The 19,289-nt window shown below is 70.3% G+C and carries 17 protein-coding genes; 9 read left to right on the top strand and 8 right to left on the bottom strand.

The features are described from left to right. Positions 1-224 precede the first annotated feature (224 nt). A complete protein-coding gene (locus tag ACFVT5_RS30900; RefSeq protein WP_389894773.1) occupies positions 225-1,010 on the bottom strand; it encodes a class II aldolase/adducin family protein in 786 nt (261 codons plus the stop codon). A gap of 20 nt (positions 1,011-1,030) precedes the next feature. Further along, the gene (locus tag ACFVT5_RS30905) at positions 1,031-1,993 is read right to left on the bottom strand and encodes a C-terminal binding protein (protein WP_389894775.1); all 963 of its coding nucleotides are present in this window, start codon (positions 1,991-1,993) and stop codon (positions 1,031-1,033) included. Between the two features lie 100 nt (positions 1,994-2,093). Here ACFVT5_RS30905 and ACFVT5_RS30910 point away from each other — a divergent pair, with 100 nt between their 5' ends. Further along, positions 2,094-3,014: an Lrp/AsnC family transcriptional regulator gene (locus tag ACFVT5_RS30910; protein WP_389894777.1), complete on the top strand. Its 921-nt coding sequence runs from the start codon at positions 2,094-2,096 to the stop codon at positions 3,012-3,014. On the opposite strand, the gene ACFVT5_RS30915 is transcribed toward ACFVT5_RS30910, so the two are convergent. Beyond that, on the bottom strand, positions 3,000-3,821 hold the full coding sequence (locus ACFVT5_RS30915) for a rhomboid-like protein (RefSeq protein WP_389894779.1): 822 nt from the start codon (positions 3,819-3,821) through the stop codon (positions 3,000-3,002). The genes ACFVT5_RS30910 and ACFVT5_RS30915 overlap by 15 nt on opposite strands. Positions 3,822-3,967: 146 nt before the next feature. On the opposite strand from ACFVT5_RS30915, the gene ACFVT5_RS30920 reads away from it, so the two are divergent. From ACFVT5_RS30920 to ACFVT5_RS30940, 5 genes are all read left to right on the top strand, one after another. Then, positions 3,968-4,672: a spermidine synthase gene (locus ACFVT5_RS30920; RefSeq protein ID WP_389894781.1), complete on the top strand. Its 705-nt coding sequence runs from the start codon at positions 3,968-3,970 to the stop codon at positions 4,670-4,672. A gap of 114 nt (positions 4,673-4,786) precedes the next feature. After that, a complete protein-coding gene (locus ACFVT5_RS30925) occupies positions 4,787-5,518 on the top strand; it encodes a response regulator transcription factor (RefSeq protein ID WP_389894783.1) in 732 nt (243 codons plus the stop codon). Beyond that, a complete protein-coding gene (locus tag ACFVT5_RS30930; protein ID WP_389894785.1) occupies positions 5,515-6,705 on the top strand; it encodes an ATP-binding protein in 1,191 nt (396 codons plus the stop codon). Before ACFVT5_RS30925 ends, ACFVT5_RS30930 begins: the two co-directional genes overlap by 4 nt. Positions 6,706-6,965: 260 nt before the next feature. Beyond that, positions 6,966-10,874: a multifunctional oxoglutarate decarboxylase/oxoglutarate dehydrogenase thiamine pyrophosphate-binding subunit/dihydrolipoyllysine-residue succinyltransferase subunit gene (locus tag ACFVT5_RS30935; protein ID WP_389894787.1), complete on the top strand. Its 3,909-nt coding sequence runs from the start codon at positions 6,966-6,968 to the stop codon at positions 10,872-10,874. A gap of 130 nt (positions 10,875-11,004) precedes the next feature. Next, the gene (locus ACFVT5_RS30940) at positions 11,005-11,187 is read left to right on the top strand and encodes a DUF6104 family protein (protein ID WP_389894788.1); all 183 of its coding nucleotides are present in this window, start codon (positions 11,005-11,007) and stop codon (positions 11,185-11,187) included. Positions 11,188-11,226: 39 nt separating this feature from the next. Here ACFVT5_RS30940 and ACFVT5_RS30945 read toward each other — a convergent pair whose 3' ends face one another. After that, positions 11,227-12,072, bottom strand: a complete 846-nt coding sequence (locus ACFVT5_RS30945) for a hypothetical protein (RefSeq protein WP_389894789.1) — start codon at positions 12,070-12,072, stop codon at positions 11,227-11,229. Positions 12,073-12,238: 166 nt separating this feature from the next. Between ACFVT5_RS30945 and ACFVT5_RS30950 the strand changes: the two genes are divergently transcribed. Together ACFVT5_RS30950 and ACFVT5_RS30955 are read left to right on the top strand one after the other, a co-directional pair. Beyond that, positions 12,239-13,126, top strand: coding sequence for a DUF4097 domain-containing protein (locus ACFVT5_RS30950; RefSeq protein WP_389894791.1), 888 nt, complete (start codon positions 12,239-12,241; stop codon positions 13,124-13,126). Between the two features lies 1 nt (position 13,127). Then, on the top strand, positions 13,128-14,192 hold the full coding sequence (locus ACFVT5_RS30955) for a helix-turn-helix transcriptional regulator (protein ID WP_389894793.1): 1,065 nt from the start codon (positions 13,128-13,130) through the stop codon (positions 14,190-14,192). A 63-nt stretch (positions 14,193-14,255) separates the two neighbouring features. Here the strand turns inward: ACFVT5_RS30955 and ACFVT5_RS30960 are convergent, their stop codons facing one another. The 4 genes from ACFVT5_RS30960 to ACFVT5_RS30975 all read right to left on the bottom strand — a co-directional run bounded on the left by ACFVT5_RS30960 (position 14,256) and on the right by ACFVT5_RS30975 (position 17,692). Then, on the bottom strand, positions 14,256-14,831 hold the full coding sequence (locus tag ACFVT5_RS30960; protein WP_389894795.1) for a Clp protease N-terminal domain-containing protein: 576 nt from the start codon (positions 14,829-14,831) through the stop codon (positions 14,256-14,258). After that, positions 14,831-15,040, bottom strand: a complete 210-nt coding sequence (locus ACFVT5_RS30965; RefSeq protein WP_389894797.1) for a sigma factor-like helix-turn-helix DNA-binding protein — start codon at positions 15,038-15,040, stop codon at positions 14,831-14,833. The genes ACFVT5_RS30960 and ACFVT5_RS30965 overlap by 1 nt, the downstream gene beginning before the upstream one ends. 78 nt (positions 15,041-15,118) lie before the next feature. After that, positions 15,119-16,081: a zinc-binding dehydrogenase gene (locus ACFVT5_RS30970; RefSeq protein WP_389894799.1), complete on the bottom strand. Its 963-nt coding sequence runs from the start codon at positions 16,079-16,081 to the stop codon at positions 15,119-15,121. Positions 16,082-16,399: 318 nt separating this feature from the next. Then, positions 16,400-17,692, bottom strand: coding sequence for an NADP-dependent malic enzyme (locus ACFVT5_RS30975; RefSeq protein ID WP_389894801.1), 1,293 nt, complete (start codon positions 17,690-17,692; stop codon positions 16,400-16,402). A 524-nt stretch (positions 17,693-18,216) separates the two neighbouring features. Here ACFVT5_RS30975 and ACFVT5_RS30980 point away from each other — a divergent pair. Beyond that, a complete protein-coding gene (locus ACFVT5_RS30980; RefSeq protein WP_389894802.1) occupies positions 18,217-19,194 on the top strand; it encodes an ABC transporter substrate-binding protein in 978 nt (325 codons plus the stop codon). The last annotated feature ends 95 nt before the right edge of the window (positions 19,195-19,289 follow it).

Below are 19,289 nucleotides of genomic sequence, written 5' to 3' on the forward strand. Positions count from 1 at the left end.
CTTTGGCAGTCAAGTTGAGCTATACCGACTCAATGCCAATCGCTCCGCGAATGTTCCCGAGCCTCTGTTCGCCCAGAGCGATAGCCCGCGGGGACACCCCCACACCCCTTCGAAACGACCCCGAGGCCGTCGCCCATTCCGCCGGACACACACCGTCGTGGCGCACCACCGCTGCGGCGGCAAAAGAGGTCCCCGCCTGCCCCCCCCTCGCCCCCCGGCCGGCGTCAGGTCCGGTAGTCCGGGGACACTCGGTTCAAGAGGCGGAGCATTGCTGACCAGGCCAGGGTGTAGGCGTCTGGGTCCTCCAGGTCTGTTTCCGCTTCGCCCGTTAGTTGGCGGGCCGTGTAGTCGCAGATCTCGGCCGGAGGGATCACCAGGGCGGCGCCGCCCGACTGTGCGGTGACCTGGATCTCGCATGCCTTCTCCAGGTAGTACATGCGCAGAAACGCCTGCGCCGCACTCTCCCCGACCGTCAGCAAACCGTGGTTCCGCAGAATCAGCGCCGGATGCCCCCCGATGTCCGCGACCAACCGCTTCTGTTCGTCCAGGTTGAGCGCCACGCCCTCGTAGTCGTGGTAGCCGACCCGCCCGTAGAACTCCATGGACATCTGGTTGAGCGGCAGCAGCCCGCCCTCCTGCGCGGCCACCGCGCACCCGGCCTTGGTGTGCGTGTGCAGCACGCACTGGGCGTCCTCCCGCGCGCGATGGATGGCGCTGTGGATGACGAACCCCGCCGGATTCACCGGATACGGGCTCGGCTCCACCGCCTTCCCTTCGAGGTCGATCTTCACCAGGTTGGACGCGGTGATCTCCTCGAAGAGGAGGCCGTACGGATTGATCAGGAAATGGTGGTCCGGCCCCGGCAGCCGCAGCGAGATGTGCGTGAAGATGAGGTCGGTCATCCGGAAGTGCGCCACCAGTCGGTACACGGCGGCCAGTTGGCACCGCAGTTCCCACTCCTCGGCACTCACCGGGACGGTCGGCTCCGCGGTACTCGTGACGGACGTCATGCTCGTACTCCTCACTCGGGTCAGGCGGTCGGATCGACAACGGGGGTCAGCGGACGGCCCGTGCGCTGCCAGGCCAGGATGTTCTCGGCCGGCCCCGTGACATAGGCGCGACGCGAGGCGTCGGAGAGGAACGCGCTGTGCGGGGACAGTTGGATACGCGGATGGGTGAGCAGCGGATCACCGGCGGGCGGCGGCTCGACGGGCAGTACATCGAGCGCCGCACCGGCCAGCCGCCCCTCGTCCAGCGCGGCGAGCAGCGCGCCGGGCTCGACGAGTTCCCCCCGGGACACGTTCACCAGGAAACCGCCAGGCCGCAGGCGCGCGAGGAGGGCCGCGTCGACCAGCCCCCGGGTCCCGTCGGTGAGGGGCACGTGCAGCGAGAGCACATCGGTGCGGGACGCCAACTCGTCCAGGGTGTCGACGCGTTCGACCCCGTCGGGCCAGTCGGCGGCCCGAGGGTCGTACGCCAGGACGGTCCCGAAGACGGGGGCGGCGAGTCGGGCCAGGGTGCGGGCGATCCTGCCCATGCCGACCAGCCCGAGCGTCACCTCGCTCGCACGCCGCGGCACCTCCCGGAAGTCGCCGCTCCAGCCCCCGCCGCGCACCACGGCGTCGGCCTGCGGCAGCCGGCGGATCAGCGACAGCGCGGAGGCGAGGGCGTGTACGGCGACGTCCTCGGTGGCCGCGCCCGGCAGATTGGCGAGCCAGCACCCCCGGTCCCGTACCGCGCGGGTGTCCACCATGTCGTGGCCCGCGGACATGGTGGCGATCACGCGCACCCGGGGCAGCCGGTCGAGGAGGGCGGCGTCCACGCGCGCGTACCCGACGACCAGCGCGTCCGCGTCGTGCGCGACCGACGCGATCACGTCCGGGTCGCCGCTGTTCGCGACCCTGACCTCGAACCCGGCGTCCCGGAGCAGCCGGACACCGGGGCCCGGATCCAGTTCCGCCGGGTCCGTGAACACCGCCACCGGACGACCCACAGCAACCTCCCACACAGACAGAACAACGGCCGATTCGTCTGCGAATAGTACCCTGCGCTTACGTTTCGACTGTACCGGCCTACGCTAGGAGACCCGTCCGGTGGATCTGGACCAGACCGACCTGTCCGTCGTCCGTGAACTCCAGGAGGACGGCAGGCTCACCTACGAGACGCTGGCGCAGCGCGTGGGCCTGTCCCGGCCCGCGACCCGCGCACGGGTGCAGCGGCTGCTGGCGTCCGGCGCGGTCCGGGTGGTCGCGATCGTGCACCCGGCGGTACGCGGACTGACCGCCTCCGCGCATCTGTCGATCGACGTCGAGGGCGCGGCGGCACCGGTCGCACGGGCCGTCGCGGCGCTGCCGCAGGCCCCGTTCGTCACGCTCACGGCGGGACAGCGCCCGATCATGGCGGAGCTGCGGACGGCGGGCTTCGGCGCCCTGGACCAGGCGATCGAGTCCGTACGGAGCCTGCCGGGCGTCACCTTCGTGGACCCCCTCCTCTCCACCGGCCAGGTCAAGGACCCCTATCTCCTGCCCGACGAACCGGACGCGCTCGACCTCGACGCCACGGACCACCGTGTCCTGGCGGAGCTGGAGCACGACGGGCGGCTGCCGTTCGCGGAGCTGGCCGAACGGGTCGGCCTCTCCCCCGGCGCCACCCGCTCCCGCACCCTGCGCCTCCTGGACGCCGGGGTCGCCAAGGTCGTCGCGCTGGTCAGGCCCGAGCTACTGGGGCTCGGCCACCTCTGCGGCTTCGCGGTCCGCCTGGACGGTCCGGCCGCACCGGTGGCCCGGCGCCTCGCGCGCTGGGAGCGGGTGTCGTTCCTTTCGACGTGCATCGGCCGCGCGCAGCTCGTCGGCACGATCACGGCGGAGTCGCTGGGCGCGGTCCTGGAGACCCAGGAGCGGATGCGGGGCGTGGCCGGGGTGCGGGGTGTGGAGAGCTGGCTGCACATGGAGCTGGTCAAGGAGCGGTACGACATGGGCACGCCCCACGCGCCGGGCACCTCAGACGATACGTAGGCGGGTACGCAGGAAGGGCCACGCGCAGATTCCCAACGTCAGGGCCAGCGGATGGCCCCAGTTGGATATGGGGTCCGAAAGGGTGACGAGGTCCTCCAGGAGGTACCAGCCGGCGACGGCCAGTACCGGCCACCTCAGCCATGGCCGGAGCAGACCCGCGAGGGCGCCGACACTGGCCGCGACGCCGAAGCTGATCCCGTAGTCCAGGCGGTGCAGTGAGGTGTCGGGCAGGTCGCCGGTGAGGACCGAGACGCCGACCGGCACCTCCGTCGCGAGGGTCGCGACCACGTGTCCCAGCAGGAACACTCCGGCCGTCCACCATGCCCCCACCCGCCGTTCGAGTGCTGTGAGCACCACCAGGAACGCGATCGTGTACGGCGAGGTGATCCCCCCGGCGATCCACAGCGCGCTGGATATCAGGACAAGCCCCGGCCGGGCCGCCAGATGCGCGACATCCGTACTGGAACCGTGCAGCAGCGCCGACACCAGCGACGGTTCCGCGTACTCCACGAAGAGGGAGGTCAGGACGAGTACGACGCCGTAGAAGAAGGTGAAAGGGGTGCCCGTGGGGGTGGGGAACAGGTGGCCGACCGCTCGGACCAGGGAAGGTCCCGTCGCCCCGGACGCCCGTACGGATCCCCGTACCGATCCCCGCGCAGGCGCCGCCACGGCACCCGCACCGGTGCCCATGGGCCCGGCCTGGCCCGGGATCGCGTCGAGGACCGGGATCGCGTCGAGGACCGGCACGCGCGCCCCCGATTCCTCCTCGGGTTCCGTCGCCGTGTCCGCCGCAGAGACAGTCGTCACCGTGAAGGACTCCTTCCGTTCAGGCCACCCTTCGCCTCCGTACCGCCCGGTGTCTATGACCGGCGCCACGCGCGAGGCGATTCACAGCAACCTCACAGACCACCCCCGCGTCCGCGCCGGGCCACCGTTCCCCCAGGATGAACCCCATGCCCACCCCGTACCACATCGAAGTCAGCGGCCAGGAGACCACGGGACCCGTCGTCCTCGACCGGCGCGAGGGGCCCTACGGCGAGGTCGTGCTGCGGCGCCACGGCGACCTGCTCCAGATCATCGCCAACGGATGCTTCCTGATGGACACATCGGACGGCCGCTCCGAACGGCTGCTCGTGGACGCCGCGCTGACCGCCCTGGACGACCGCCCCGCCCCGTCGCTCCTGCTCGGCGGCCTGGGCGTCGGATTCTCGCTCGCACACGCCATCGCGAACCCCCGCTGGGGCCGTGTCACCGTCGTGGAACGCGAGGCCGCCGTCATCGACTGGCACCGCACGGGCCCCCTGGCCACCATTTCCGCCGACGCCCTCGCCGACCCCCGTACCGAGATCGCGCACACCGACCTCCTCGCCCACCTGCACGACCCCGCGCACACGTACGACGCCCTGTGTCTCGACATCGACAACGGCCCCGACTGGACCGTCACCGACGACAACGGCGGCCTGTACACGCCGGCGGGACTCGCGGCCTGCCGGGCGAGGCTCACCCCGGGCGGTGTCCTCGCGGTCTGGTCCGCGCAGCCCTCGTCTCTTTTCGAAAGAACATTGCAGAATGCCGGATTCCAAGGGGTCCGTACCGAAGAGGTCCCGGTTGCCCGGGGCGTTCCGGACGTCGTGCATCTCGCGGTAAGACCTGGATAGCCTCCGCATGCCCCCTGCCCTTACGCTGCTGACCGGCACGCGGATCTTTCCCGTGCCGTGCGCAGCCATGGGATCACCCCACGGATTCCGGTACAGCACAGTAGGGGCGGGGCGATGGAGCAGACACACACCAGTACGTCGACAGCGACGGCGGGCGCGCAACGGCGGGTCCTGGTGGTCGAGGACGATCCGACGATCGTGGACGCCATCGCGGCCCGGCTCCGGGCCGAGGGATTCCTGGTGCAAACGGCCGTCGACGGCCCCGCGGCCGTCGACACCGCCGAGGCGTGGCAGCCCGACCTGCTGATTCTCGACGTGATGCTGCCGGGCTTCGACGGCCTGGAGGTCTGCCGCCGCGTCCAGGCACAGCGCCCGGTCCCGGTACTGATGCTGACGGCCCGCGACGACGAGACGGACATGCTGGTCGGCCTCGGTGTCGGCGCCGACGACTACATGACGAAGCCGTTCTCGATGCGGGAGCTGGCGGCCCGGGTGCACGTCCTGCTGCGCCGCGTGGAGCGCGCCGCGCTCGCCGCCACCACCCCGCGCAGCGGCATCCTTCGCCTCGGCGAGCTGGAGATCGACCACGCGCAGCGCCGGGTACGGGTCCGCAGCGACGATGTGCATCTGACACCGACGGAGTTCGACCTCCTGGTGTGTCTGGCGAACACCCCGCGCGCGGTGCTCTCCCGTGAGCAGCTCCTCGCCGAGGTGTGGGACTGGGCGGACGCGTCCGGCACCCGGACCGTCGACAGCCACATCAAGGCCCTGCGCCGGAAGATCGGCGCCGAGCGGATCCGTACCGTCCACGGTGTGGGATACGCACTGGAGACGCCGACGCCATGAGCGCGCAGGTCGGGCCCGACGGCACCGGGAGCACGGTCGGCGGCCCCCGGGGACACACCGGTGCGCGCGGCGCCCGTACCGCGCCGCCCGGCCGCCCGCACCGCCTGCGGCCGTTCTCCATCAAGACGAAGCTCGGCACGCTCGTCGTGGTGTCCGTCTTCATCACCACCGGTCTGCTGATGATCGCGGTGCGCACCGAGACCGAGCTGCGGTTCATCACCGTCTTCTCGGTGATCGCGACCCTGCTGATCACCCAGTTCGTCGCGCACTCGCTGACCGCGCCGCTCGACGAGATGACCACGGTGGCCCGCTCCATCTCGAACGGCGACTACACGCGCCGGGTGCTCGGCGCCGACCGCCGCGACGAACTGGGCGACCTGGCGATCACGATCAACCGCATGGCGGACGACCTGGAGGCCCAGGACCGGCAGCGCAAGGAGCTGGTCGCGAATGTGTCGCACGAACTGCGCACCCCCATCGCGGCCCTGCGGGCGGTCCTGGAGAACGTCGTGGACGGGGTCTCGGCCGCCGACCCGGAGACCATGCGGACCGCGCTGAAGCAGACGGAACGCCTGGGCCGCCTGGTGGAGACCCTGCTCGACCTGACCCGGCTCGACAACGGCGTGGTGCCCCTCAAGGCCCGCCGTTTCGAGGTGTGGCCGTATCTGTCGGGGGTCCTGAAGGAGGCCAACATGGTCGCCTCCTCGCGCGCGGGGATCGCGTCGGGCTCCGGCAGCCACACCCGTACAGACGTCCATCTGCATCTGGACGTGTCACCGCCCGAGCTGACCGCGCACGCCGACCCCGAGCGCATCCACCAGGTCGTCGCGAACCTCATCGACAACGCCGTCAAGCACAGCCCGCCGCACGGCCGGGTCACCGTGAAGGCGCGCCGGGGCGCCCACCCCGAGTCCCTCGACCTGGAGATCCTGGACGAGGGTCCGGGCATCCCGGAGTCGGAGTGGCACCGGGTCTTCGAGCGCTTCAACCGGGGCACCTACTCGAACACGGCACCGGGCGCCACCGCGTACCCGCACGGGCCCGGCAGCGACGGCGGTACGGGCCTCGGTCTCGCCATCGCGCGGTGGGCGGTCGATCTGCACGGCGGACGGATCGGCGTGGCCGAATCACCCAAGGGTTGCCGGATTCAGGTCCTCCTTCCGGGTCTGCCGCGTACACAGGGTTGACGCCGGACGGACACGTGGTGGACGTAGGGTTCCCGGTGAAAGGTCCGTGAACCGACGTACAGCTGTGTCCTGGCACGCCCCGACGCGCCCGAGCCGCACGGAACCCCGCTTGTTTCCCGCCAAATCCCGGCGCGAAACGCGGGATCCGATGTGACTTACGCGACGGAAGCCCGGCCCGGTCTGCATCTCCAGGCCAGGTGGGCGTAGCCTTGATTCCCGCTGTCCATCACCTTGTGAAGCGGAAGAGGGCGGTTGCCGCCGTGTCGCCACAGTCCCCCAGTAATTCGAGTCTCTCGACCGACCGAGCAGGGCAGGGCCAGGACCCTGCCGCGGCCTTCGGTCCCAATGAGTGGCTCGTCGACGAGATCTATCAGCAGTACCTCCAGGACCCGAATTCGGTAGACCGCGCCTGGTGGGACTTCTTCGCCGACTACAAGCCGGGCGGCGCGGTCGCCCCCGCCAAGCCGGGTGCCGCTGCCGCGGGGGTTGCGGCCACCACCGCGGGTACCTCTGCGGGCACCGGCGCGGGCACCACCGCGGGCGCCTCCGCGAACGGCGCGGGCAGCATCGCCCCCGCCGCCCCTCCGACCCCCCAGGCCGCTCCGGCCGCTCCGGCCGCGCCCGCCGCTCCGGCACCCAGCGCCCAGGCCGCCCCGGCGGCCCCCGCACCGGTCGCGCCCGCGGCCCCGGCCGCCCCCGCGCGGCCCGCGGCACCGGAGCGCCCTGCCGCGCCCGCCAGGCCCGCCGCCGCGGTCGCCCGCCCGGCGACCGCCGCTCCCGCCCCGGCCGCCACGACGGCCGCGGGTCCCGAGTACGTGACGCTGCGCGGCCCGTCCGCGGCCGTCGCGAAGAACATGAACGCCTCGCTCGAACTGCCCACGGCGACATCCGTGCGCGCGGTCCCGGTGAAGCTGCTGTTCGACAACCGCATCGTCATCAACAACCACCTCAAGCGCGCCCGGGGCGGGAAGATCTCCTTCACGCACCTCATCGGGTACGCGATGGTGCAGGCCATCAAGGCCATGCCGTCGATGAACCACTCCTTCGCGGAGAAGGACGGCAAGCCGACCCTCGTCAAGCCGGAGCACATCAACTTCGGTCTCGCGATCGACCTGGTGAAGCCCAACGGCGACCGCCAGCTGGTCGTGGCGGGCATCAAGCAGGCCGAGACGCTGAACTTCTTCGAGTTCTGGCAGGCGTACGAGGACATCGTCCGCCGCGCCCGGGACAACAAGCTGACGATGGACGACTTCACGGGCGTCACCGTCTCGCTGACCAACCCCGGCGGCCTCGGCACCGTCCACTCGGTGCCGCGTCTGATGCCCGGTCAGTCGGTCATCATGGGCGTCGGCTCGATGGACTACCCGGCGGAGTTCCAGGGCACCTCGCAGGACACCCTGAACAAGCTCGGCATCTCCAAGGTCATGACGCTCACGTCGACGTACGACCACCGCGTCATCCAGGGCGCCGCGTCCGGTGAGTTCCTGCGGATCGTGGCGAACCTCCTGCTCGGCCAGGACGGTTTCTACGACGAGATCTTCGAGGCGCTGCGGATCCCCTACGAGCCGGTCCGCTGGTTCAAGGACATCGACGCCTCGCACGACGACGACGTCACGAAGGCCGCCCGCGTCTTCGAGCTGATCCACTCCTACCGGGTCCGCGGCCATGTCATGGCCGACACCGACCCGTTGGAGTACCGCCAGCGCAAGCACCCCGACCTGGACATCACCGAGCACGGGCTCACGTTGTGGGACCTGGAACGCGAGTTCGCCGTCGGCGGTTTCGCCGGCAAGGCGATGATGAAGCTGCGCGACATCCTCGGTGTGCTGCGTGACTCGTACTGCCGCACCACCGGCATCGAGTTCATGCACATCCAGGACCCGAAGCAGCGCAAGTGGATCCAGGACCGGGTGGAGCGTTCGCACGCGAAGCCGGAGCGCGAGGAGCAACTGCGCATCCTGCGCCGGCTGAACGCCGCCGAGGCGTTCGAAACGTTCCTGCAGACGAAGTACGTCGGCCAGAAGCGGTTCTCGCTGGAGGGCGGCGAGTCCGTCATCCCGCTGCTCGACGCGGTCATCGACTCGGCGGCCGAGTCCCGCCTCGACGAGGTCGTCATCGGCATGGCCCACCGCGGCCGGCTGAACGTCCTGGCCAACATCGTCGGCAAGTCGTACGCGCAGATCTTCCGCGAGTTCGAGGGCAACCTCGACCCGAAGTCGATGCACGGCTCCGGCGACGTCAAGTACCACCTGGGCGCCGAGGGCACCTTCACGGGCCTGGACGGCGAGCAGATCAAGGTCTCCCTGGCGGCGAACCCGTCGCACCTGGAGGCGGTCGACCCGATCCTTGAGGGCATCGCCCGCGCCAAGCAGGACATCATCAACAAGGGCGGCACGGACTTCACGGTCCTGCCGGTCGCCCTGCACGGTGACGCGGCCTTCGCGGGCCAGGGTGTCGTCGCCGAGACGCTGAACATGTCGCAGCTGCGCGGCTACCGCACGGGCGGCACGGTCCACATCGTCATCAACAACCAGGTCGGCTTCACGGCGGCTCCCGAGTCGTCGCGCTCCTCCATGTACGCCACGGACGTGGCCCGCATGATCGAGGCACCGATCTTCCACGTCAACGGCGACGACCCCGAGGCCGTCGTACGGGTGGCGCGTCTCGCGTTCGAGTTCCGTCAGGCGTTCAACAAGGACGTCGTGATCGACCTCATCTGCTACCGCCGCCGCGGGCACAACGAGTCGGACAACCCGGCGTTCACGCAGCCGCTGATGTACGACCTGATCGACAAGAAGCGCTCGGTGCGCAAGCTGTACACCGAGTCCCTGATCGGTCGCGGCGACATCACCCTGGAAGAGGCGGAGCAGGCGCTCCAGGACTATCAGGGCCAGCTGGAGAAGGTCTTCACGGAGGTCCGTGAGGCCACCTCGCAGCCGTCCGAGGTGCACAGCCCGGACCCGCAGGCCGAGTTCCCGGTCGCGGTGACCACGGCGGTCTCGCAGGAGGCCGTCAAGCGGATCGCCGAGTCCCAGGTGAACATCCCGGAGCGGGTCACCGTGCACCCGAGGCTGCTGCCGCAGCTCCAGCGGCGCGCGGCCATGGTCGAGGACGACACCATCGACTGGGGCATGGGCGAGACCCTCGCCATCGGCTCGCTGCTGATGGAGGGCACCCCGGTCCGGCTGTCCGGGCAGGACTCGCGCCGTGGCACCTTCGGCCAGCGGCACGCGGTCCTCATCGACCGCAAGACCGGCGAGGACTACACGCCGCTGCTGTACCTCTCCGACGAGCAGGCCCGCTACAACGTCTACGACTCGCTGCTCTCGGAGTACGCGGCGATGGGCTTCGAGTACGGCTACTCGCTGGCCCGTCCCGAGTCGCTGGTGATGTGGGAGGCGCAGTTCGGCGACTTCGTCAACGGCGCGCAGACGGTCGTCGACGAGTTCATCTCGTCGGCCGAGCAGAAGTGGGGCCAGACCTCCGGCGTCACGCTTTTGCTTCCGCACGGCTACGAGGGCCAGGGCCCGGACCACTCGTCCGCGCGCCCGGAGCGGTTCCTCCAGCTCTGCGCGCAGAACAACATGACGGTCGCGATGCCGACCCTGCCGTCGAACTACTTCCACCTGCTGCGCTGGCAGGTCCACAACCCGCACCACAAGCCGCTGGTCGTCTTCACACCGAAGTCGATGCTGCGTCTGAAGGCGGCGGCGTCGAAGACGGAGGAGTTCACCACCGGCGGCTTCCGCCCGGTGATCGGCGACAACAGCGTGGACGCGGCGGCGGTCCGCAAGGTCGTCTTCTGCGCGGGCAAGGTCTACTACGACCTGGACGCCGAGCGGAAGAAGCGCGGCATCACGGACACGGCGATCATCCGGATCGAGCGCCTGTACCCGCTGCCGGGCGCGGAACTCCAGACGGAGATCTCCAAGTACCCCAACGCCGAGCAGTACCTGTGGGCGCAGGAGGAGCCGGCGAACCAGGGTGCCTGGCCGTTCATCGCGCTCAACCTGATCGACCACCTGGACCTGGCGGTCGGCGCCGACATCCCGCACGGCGAGCGGCTGCGGCGCATCTCGCGCCCGCACGGCTCGTCCCCGGCGGTCGGCTCGGCCAAGCGCCACCAGGCGGAGCAGCAGCAGCTCCTCGACGAGGTGTTCGACGCCTGATCCCGACCGTCCCCCCGCGCGCGGGGAGGTCGTTGTACGCGGTGGCCCGGTGCCCTCTTCGGAGGGTGCCGGGTCACCGGCTTTTCCGCCTACGCTGGGAGGAGAAGCCGATTCGTATCAGGAGCGAGAGTTGTACTTCACCGACCGTGGCATCGAGGAGCTGGCGAAGCGGCGCGGCGAGGAGGAGGTCACCTTCGAGTGGCTCGCCGAGCAGTTGCGTACCTTCGTCGACCTCAACCCCGACTTCGAGGTCCCGGTGGAGCGGCTCGCCACCTGGCTGGCACGGCTGGACGACGAGGACGACGACGTGTAGCGGGTCCGTGCGTCAGCGCGCGGACGCGTGCGTACGCGATCAGCGGTGCCGGTCGTCGCGGAAGCTGTCGCGGGCGAGGCCCAGCACACCGTGGGCGACGAGGATCAGTCCGGCGACGGCCCAGCCGGGACTGCGGCGGCGGGCGGCCCACACGGTGAGCGGCACTCCCACGGCGAGCTGCGCGGCGGCCAGGGCGGGGACGTGGGGGCCGGGGAGCCAGGGGCCGAGCGGGGTGCGGGCGACGACGTCGAGTTCCGTACGGGCGGTGTCCCGCCGGCTGGTCCATTCGGCCTGCCGCTGGTGCGCGTGCGTGCGGGCGGCCTCGCTCAGCCGCCCCGCCGGTTCACCGGGGGCCAGTCCGGGCGGCAGGTCCAGGCCCGTACGGGCGAGGACGGCGAGCAGGGCGACCAGGCGGGCGCGCGCGTCGGCGCGCGGATCGGGCCGGGTCAGCGCGTCCAACGAGTCCAGGGCGAGTACGGGGTCGAGGCCGAGGCGGGCCGCGAAGGTCCGCATCGCCTCGTCCTCGCCGACGGGTGTGCCGTTCGCCAGCCATACGTAGCCGACGGTGCGACGGAAGCCGGAGGCGAGCGTGTAGCCGCTGTGGCCGGTGTCCCACCACAGGGCGAGGACGGGCCAGGAGGCGCCCACGGCGAGCGCGCTGGCCCAGCCGGTGAGGACGCGGTCGACCGGTTCGCCGTCGTCCAGCCAGGGCCTGCCCTCGGGGACGAGCGCCGTCCACTCGGGGCCCGCCGGTGCGACCAGCATCCGCTCCCGCAGGAGATGGGCGGCGGGCGTGACCGTCGCGGGGGTCGCGCGGCACAGCAGCAGGGCGCCGGCGTCACGCGCCGATGCGCTGCGGGGGGTGGCGGTGGCGTCGGACGACATGGCCCCACGCTAGGACAATTCGGCACGATCGGCGCGCAGATCCGGTCCGGGACGGTACGGGTCTCGGATATGTCTTGACTTCCCGTATCCGCGATATATCGTGTATCTCGGGAGTCGCGATATGGCGCGTCACCCCGCAAGCAGCCCCGCACAGGGAGGTCGCACCATGTCCGAGTGGTCCGTCGCAGAGCCGAGGAAGCTCACCTTCGACGCCCCGGTGACGGCACTCCATGTGCGCATCGTCAACGGAACGGTGAACGTGGTGGGTACGGACGAGAGTTCCGCCCGCCTGGAGGTCTCACAGATCGAGGGCCCGCCCCTGGTCGTGACCCACCAGGACGGCACCCTGACCGTGGCCTATGAGGACCTGCCCTGGAAGGGCTTCCTGAAGTGGCTGGACCGCAAGGGCTGGCGCCGCAGCGCGGTGGTCTCACTGGCCGTACCGGCGCACACCCGTGTCGAGGTCGGCGTGGTGGGCGCGGGCGCGATGCTCTCGGGCATCGAGGGCCGCGCGGAGGTCAAGGGCGTCACGGGCGACACGACCCTGGTCGGCCTCTCGGGCCCGGTCCGCGCCGACACGGTCTCCGGCAACATCGAGGCACAGGCGGTCATAGGGGATCTGCGGTTCAACTCCGTGTCCGGGGATCTCACCGTCGTCGAGGGCTCGGGCTCGTCCGTGCGGGCCGACTCGGTCAGCGGTTCGATGATCGTGGACCTGGACCCGACGGCAGGGCCCACCGATGTCAGCCTGACGAGTGTCTCGGGCGAGATCGCGATCCGGCTGCCGCACCCGGCGGACGCGGAGGTGGAGGCGAACACCGCGAGCGGCGCTGTCTCGAACGCCTTCGAGGATCTGCGGGTCAGCGGTCAGTGGGGCGCCAAGAGGATCACGGGCCGCCTGGGCGCGGGGAACGGCAAGCTGAAGGCCACCACGGTCTCCGGCTCGATCGCCCTACTGCGCAGGCCGCAGACCGATCCGTACGACGCCCCGCCACCCGAGCCGCCCACGACCGCGGACGCCCCCAGCGGCCCGTCCGACAGGAAGGTGCTGTGACATGCCTCCCGTCTTCGCCCATGGCCGTCTGCGCCTCTACCTCCTGAAGCTCCTGGAAGAGGCCCCCCGCCACGGGTACGAGGTGATCCGTCTCCTGGAGGAACGCTTCCAGGGGCTGTACGCACCCTCGGCCGGCACCGTCTACCCCCGGCTCGCGAAGCTGGAGGCGGAGGGGCTGGTCACCCACACCACCGAGGGCGGCAGAAAGGTCTATTCGATCACCGACGCGGGCCGCGCCGAACTGGCCGACCGCAGTGGCGAACTGGCCGATCTGGAGCTGGAGATCCGCGAGTCCGTGGCGGAGCTGGCGGCCGAGATCCGCGACGACGTGCGCGGCGCGGCCGGTGATCTGCGCCGCGACATGCGGGCGGCGGCCCAGGCGGCACGCACCAAGACCGGGGAGAACGGGACGGCGCACGCCGAGGCCGCGGACTATCTCGACGGAAGCTGGGGCGACAAGGAGTCGTGGCGCCAGGCCAAGGAGGAGCTGAAGCGCGCCAAGCAGGAGTGGAAGGAGCAGGCCCGGCGGGCGAAGGACGAGAGCCGCCGCGCCCGCGAGGAGGCCCAGCGGGCCCGCCGCCAGGCCAAGGAAGCCACGGAGAACGCCCGGGTACTGGCCCAGGAGGAAATGCAGCGCATCGCCCAGAAGGTCCAGGACCAGGTGCAGGACCACTTCCAGCGGGGCGACTGGCCGACGGGCGTACGGGAGGGGCTGTCCGAACTCGCCAAGGAGTTCGGCGACTTCGGAAAGTTCTTCGGCAAGGACGCCCCCAAGGACAAGGCCACCCCCGCCACCCCCCAGGGCGCCGAACGGCCCGCGCCGGAGCCGGAGTTCACGGTCACCCCGGACGACTTCCCCGCGGGGTACGAACCGTCGTGGGCCCATGAGGACCCCACCGGCAACCCGTCCCGCGACCTGGACCGCCTCCTGGACCGCTTCCGCGACGACATCAGGGACGCGGCACGGGACGGCGGCGTCACGGACGACCAGCTACGGGAGACCCGCCGCCACTTGTCGGAGGCGGCGGCCCATATCGGAGTGGTCCTCCGCATGCCGAAGGCGTAAGCCCCGACCCGCAGCCCCGGGTGGGGTCTCTCACGGAGGGAGACCTCACCCGGGGTGTGCGTATCAGCTTGCCGCACGGCCCTCCCCCGGGGTGCCGTGCAGAACACGGTCCACCGAGGCCAGGGTCACACCGTGGTCGGCCAGGATCTCGGCGACCACTCCCCCGCGCGCGGACAGCGCCAGCAACAGGTGTTCGTCGCCGATGGAGCGGTGGCGCCGGCCGATGGCCATCCGCAGGGACGCTGACAGGGTGTCCTTGGCCTCGCGCGAGAAGGGCACCCCGCCACCCCACCGAGCGCGCCCGTTGGTACCACGGGCCCCGGCCATCGCACCGGCACCGTGCACCTCCTCCACCCGGGAGACGATCTCCGTGAGGTCGATACCGATCCCGGCGAGGGCGTCGGAGTCGGCCTGCGAGAGTCCACCGCGCCGCCGGACCTCCTCCAGTGCCCGTTCCACGGACTCGCGGCGATCCGCGGCCCCAAGAGCGGCCAGGGCGAAGGACCCGCGCGTGCCCTCCTGATCGAACAGGGCGAGCAACAGATGCCCGTCGTCCACCGAATCGGCGCCGAGCCGCTGTGCGTGCAGCACCGCACCCTTCACCACCGCGCGGGCACCCTGAGTGAACCGTTCGAACATCACTGCCTCCCGTACTTCTTGTGCACGGCCTGCCTGCTCACGCCCAGTTCGGCGGCGATCTCCTGCCACGACCAGCCCTGCACACGCGCACTGCGCACCTGCACGGCCTCAAGCTGCTCCAGCAGCCGCCGCAAAGCGGCGACGGCCCGCAGCCCGATCCGTGGATCACGATCACCCGCACGCTCGGCGAGATCCGTTGCCTCGGTCATGCATGTCAATGTACGTTGACACCGCCACGATGTCAACCACAGTTGACATGACAGCAGCGCGGAGGACGACTCGGACGATCAAACGGTGAGGACGATCTTCCCGAACTGCCCCCCGGACTCCATCCGTTCGAACCCTTCCCGGGCCCGGTCCAGCGGCAGCGTCTCGTCGATCACGGGCCGTACGCCGGTCGCCGCACAGAAGGAGAGCAGGTCCTCCAACTCGTCCTTGGACCCCATGGTGGAGCCGACGATCTTCAGTTCGAGGAAGAAGACGCGGGTGAGTTCGGCGTGCGAGGGCTGGTCGCCGCTGGTCGCGCCGGAGATCACGACGGTGCCGCCGGGCCGCAGGGACTTGATGGAGTGCGACCAGGTGGCCGCGCCAACGGTCTCGATGACGGCGTCGACCCGCTGCGGCAGCCGCGCCCCGGTCTCGACGGCCTCGACGGCACCGAGTTCCAGGGCGCGCTTGCGCTTGGCCTCGTCACGGCTGGTCGCGAAGACACGCAGTCCCGCGGCCTTGCCGAGCACGATCGCCGCGGTGGCCACGCCCCCGCCGGCGCCCTGCACGAGAACGGAGTCGCCGGGCCGTACGCCCGCGTTGGTGAACAGCATGCGATACGCGGTGAGCCAGGCGGTAGGCAGGCAGGCGGCTTCCTCGAAGGACAGCTCGGCGGGCTTGGGCAGCACGTTCCAGGTGGGCACGGTGACCTGCTCGGCGAAGGTGCCCTGGTACTTCTCGGTGAGGATGGAACGGCCCTCGCGCGGACCGACGCCGTAGCCGGTCTGGCCGATGACGGAGTGCAGGACGACCTCGTTGCCGTCCTCGTCGACTCCGGCGGCGTCACAGCCGAGGATCATCGGCAGCTTGTCCTCACCGAGCCCGACCCCGCGCAGGGACCACAGGTCGTGATGGTTGAGGGAGGCGGCCTTGACCTTCACGGTCGTCCAGCCGGACCGCACCTCAGGGGCAGGACGCTCCCCCAACTCAAGGCCGTTCAGAGGCTGATCACGGTCAATTCGGGCAGCGTAGGCAGCGAACATGCCCTTGACGATAGTGGGACGCGACACCAGCGCCCCGTGAGGGGCGCGGCGAACTGCACAAGCAGTGACCCGCACCCGACCACAAACCCACACCCCGAAAGGGGCGCGGCGAACTGCGCAATCACTGACCCACACCCGACCACGAACCCGCACCCCGCCAGGGGCGCGAGGAACTGCGCAAACAGCGACCCGCACCCCACCAGGGGCGCGGGGAACTGCGCAATCATTGACCGCACCCGACCACGAACCCGCACGGGTGGGCGGGTGGGAAAAACGGCGGGGCCCCGCCGCCAGGCGGGACCCCGAGGCAAGGGCGCGTTAGCGCCGAGCCACTCCCTCGGCACGCGCGGCCGCGGCAACCGCCGACGTCACCGCCGGTGCCACCCGCTCGTCGAACGGCGACGGAATCACATAGTCCGCGGCAAGATCGTCACCCACGACATCCGCCAACGCGTTCGCCGCCGCGATCTTCATGCCCTCGGTGATCCGCGACGCCCGCACCTGAAGGGCGCCGGCGAAGATCCCGGGGAACGCGAGGACGTTGTTGATCTGGTTCGGGAAGTCCGAACGCCCGGTCGCGACCACGGCCGCGTACTTGTGGGCGATGTCCGGGTGGACCTCCGGGTCCGGGTTGGCCATGGCGAACACGAAGGACCGGGGGGCCATCGAGGCGACGGCCGGCTCGGGCACCGTACCGCCGGAGACGCCGATGAAGACGTCGGCACCGGCCAGGGCGGACTCCAGGGAGCCGCTGACCCCGGCCCGGTTGGTGATCTCGGCGAGTTCCCGCTTGACCGGGTTCAGGTCGTCGCGGTCACGGCTGACGATGCCCTTGCGGTCGGCGACCGCGACATCGCCGATACCGGCCTCCAGGAGGAACTTGGCGATGGCGACCCCGGCCGCGCCCGCCCCGGAGATAACGGCCCGCAGATCGCCCAGGGACCGCCCGGTGAGCCGGGCCGCGTTGCGCAGCGCAGCGAGGGTGACCACGGCGGTGCCGTGCTGGTCGTCGTGGAAGACCGGGATGTCCAGGCGCTCCTGGAGCTTGCGCTCGATCTCGAAGCAGCGGGGCGCCGAGATGTCCTCCAGGTTGACCCCGCCGAAGGAGGGCGCGAGCCGCACGACGGTGTCGATGATCTCGTCCACGTCGGTGGTCGCGAGCGCGATCGGCACCGCGTCGACGCCGCCGAACTGCTTGAAGAGGATCGCCTTGCCCTCCATCACGGGCAGCGACGCCTCCGGGCCGATGTCGCCGAGTCCGAGGACCGCGGTCCCGTCGGTCACGACGGCGACGACCTGCGACTTCCAGGTGTAGTCGTGGACCAGTTCGGGCTGTTCGGCGATGGCGCTGCACACCTTGGCGACGCCGGGTGTGTAGGCGAGGGACAGGTCGTCCTTGTCACGGATGGGCACGGTGGCCTGGATGGCCATCTTGCCGCCCCGGTGCAGCGCGAACGCCGGGTCGAACGAATCGAGGGGTTCCGCGCTGCCCTCGGCTCCCGTGGTTTTGCCGACGGGTCCCGTGGTCCCGGCCGCCGCACCACCGGTGACACCCCCCGTCACGCTGTCCGTCGTGCTGTCGCTGCGAGGATTGACGATCTCCGCTGCCACTGGTTTACCCCTTAAATCTTCAAGGTTGAGGGTGACCACTCCTGGTTGAGGGGTGGGCGGGCACCGCGCGGGTCCCTGGGGTCCGATACGTAGCGGATCCTCGCGCGATGGGCGCGCCGCACACGCGCCCTGAGCCCCGGATGAGGGGTGTAAGGAACCTTCTTACCGGACGGACGGCGCCGCGGACGAGTCCGTATCGCCGCGGTGACATGACTCATAGCCGAATATCTGGACAAGTCATGGATAAATCCATGGAACGCCCGGTGTATACGACTTGGAGCGCCCGCATCCTGAGACACACCGTAGATCTTCCGGTACGCGGCGCCTCACCCCGCAGAAGGTCCGGCCTCAAGGGTCCGGCGTGTCGGGGTCCGGGGATCACCCGTTATCCGATTTTGACATAGCAGGCCCACTGAATGCGTCCGTCCGAATGGCAAGATGCCGTAATCACACGTGGTCGCGACACCCGAAGGTGTGTGCCCGCCGACCACCGGCATTTCCCTTACCCGCCGGAGGAAACCACCATGACCGCACGCTCCACCCGACGCCCGTTCGCCGCGAGGTCCGCGCAGTCCCGGCTCGCCGCGATCGGCGCCATCGCGGTCGCCGGCTCACTGCTGCTGGCCGGCTGTGGTGACCAGACGAAGAAGGACACCGGCAGCAGCGGCGGCAGCGGCGACTCCAGTGCCTCGGGCGCGCCGCTGGCGAGCAAGCTGCCCGCGGACATCCGTGACAAGGGCACGATCAAGGTCGGCTCGGACATCGCGTACGCGCCGGTCGAGTTCAAGGACAAGGCCGGCAAGACCGTGGGGATCGACCCCGATCTCGCGGACGCCATGGGCAAGCAGCTCGGTGTCACCTTCGAGTTCGAGAACGGCACCTTCGACACCCTGATCACCGGTCTGCGCTCGAAGCGCTACGACATCGCGATGTCGGCGATGACGGACACCAAGGACCGGCAGGACGGCGTCGACTCCACCACCGGCAAGAAGGTCGGCGAGGGCGTCGACTTCGTGGACTACTTCAACGCGGGCGTCTCGGTCTACACGCCGAAGGGCAAGACCCAGAACATCAAGACCTGGGAAGACCTCTGCGGCAAGAAGATCGTCGTGCAGCGCGGCACGGTCTCCGACGACCTCGCCAAGGCGCAGGCGAAGAAGTGCCCGGCGGGCAAGAAGCTCTCCATCGAGGCGTTCGACAACGACCAGCAGGCCCAGACCCGGCTGCGCTCCGGCGGCGCGGACGCCGGTTCGTCGGACTTCCCGGTCGCGGCGTACGCGGTGAAGACCTCGGGCGGCGGCAATGACTTCGAGATCGTCGGCGAGCAGGTCGAGGCGGCTCCGTACGGCATCGCGGTGGCCAAGGGCAACACCCAGCTGCGGGACGCCCTGCAGGCGGCGCTCGACGCGATCATCAAGGACGGCACGTACGACAAGATCATCGCCAAGTGGGGCGTCGAGGCGGGCGCCGTGAAGTCGGCGACGGTCAACGGCGGCAAGTGATCCGCAGACAACCGGTGGCGGGAAGTGATCCGCAGACACCCGGTTCGGCCCGTCCGCCGTGTGGCGGACGGGCCGTGGACTCACCGCCGGACAGA

It is taken from the genome of Streptomyces sp. NPDC058001 (assembly GCF_042886315.1).
Lineage (GTDB): Bacteria > Actinomycetota > Actinomycetes > Streptomycetales > Streptomycetaceae > Streptomyces.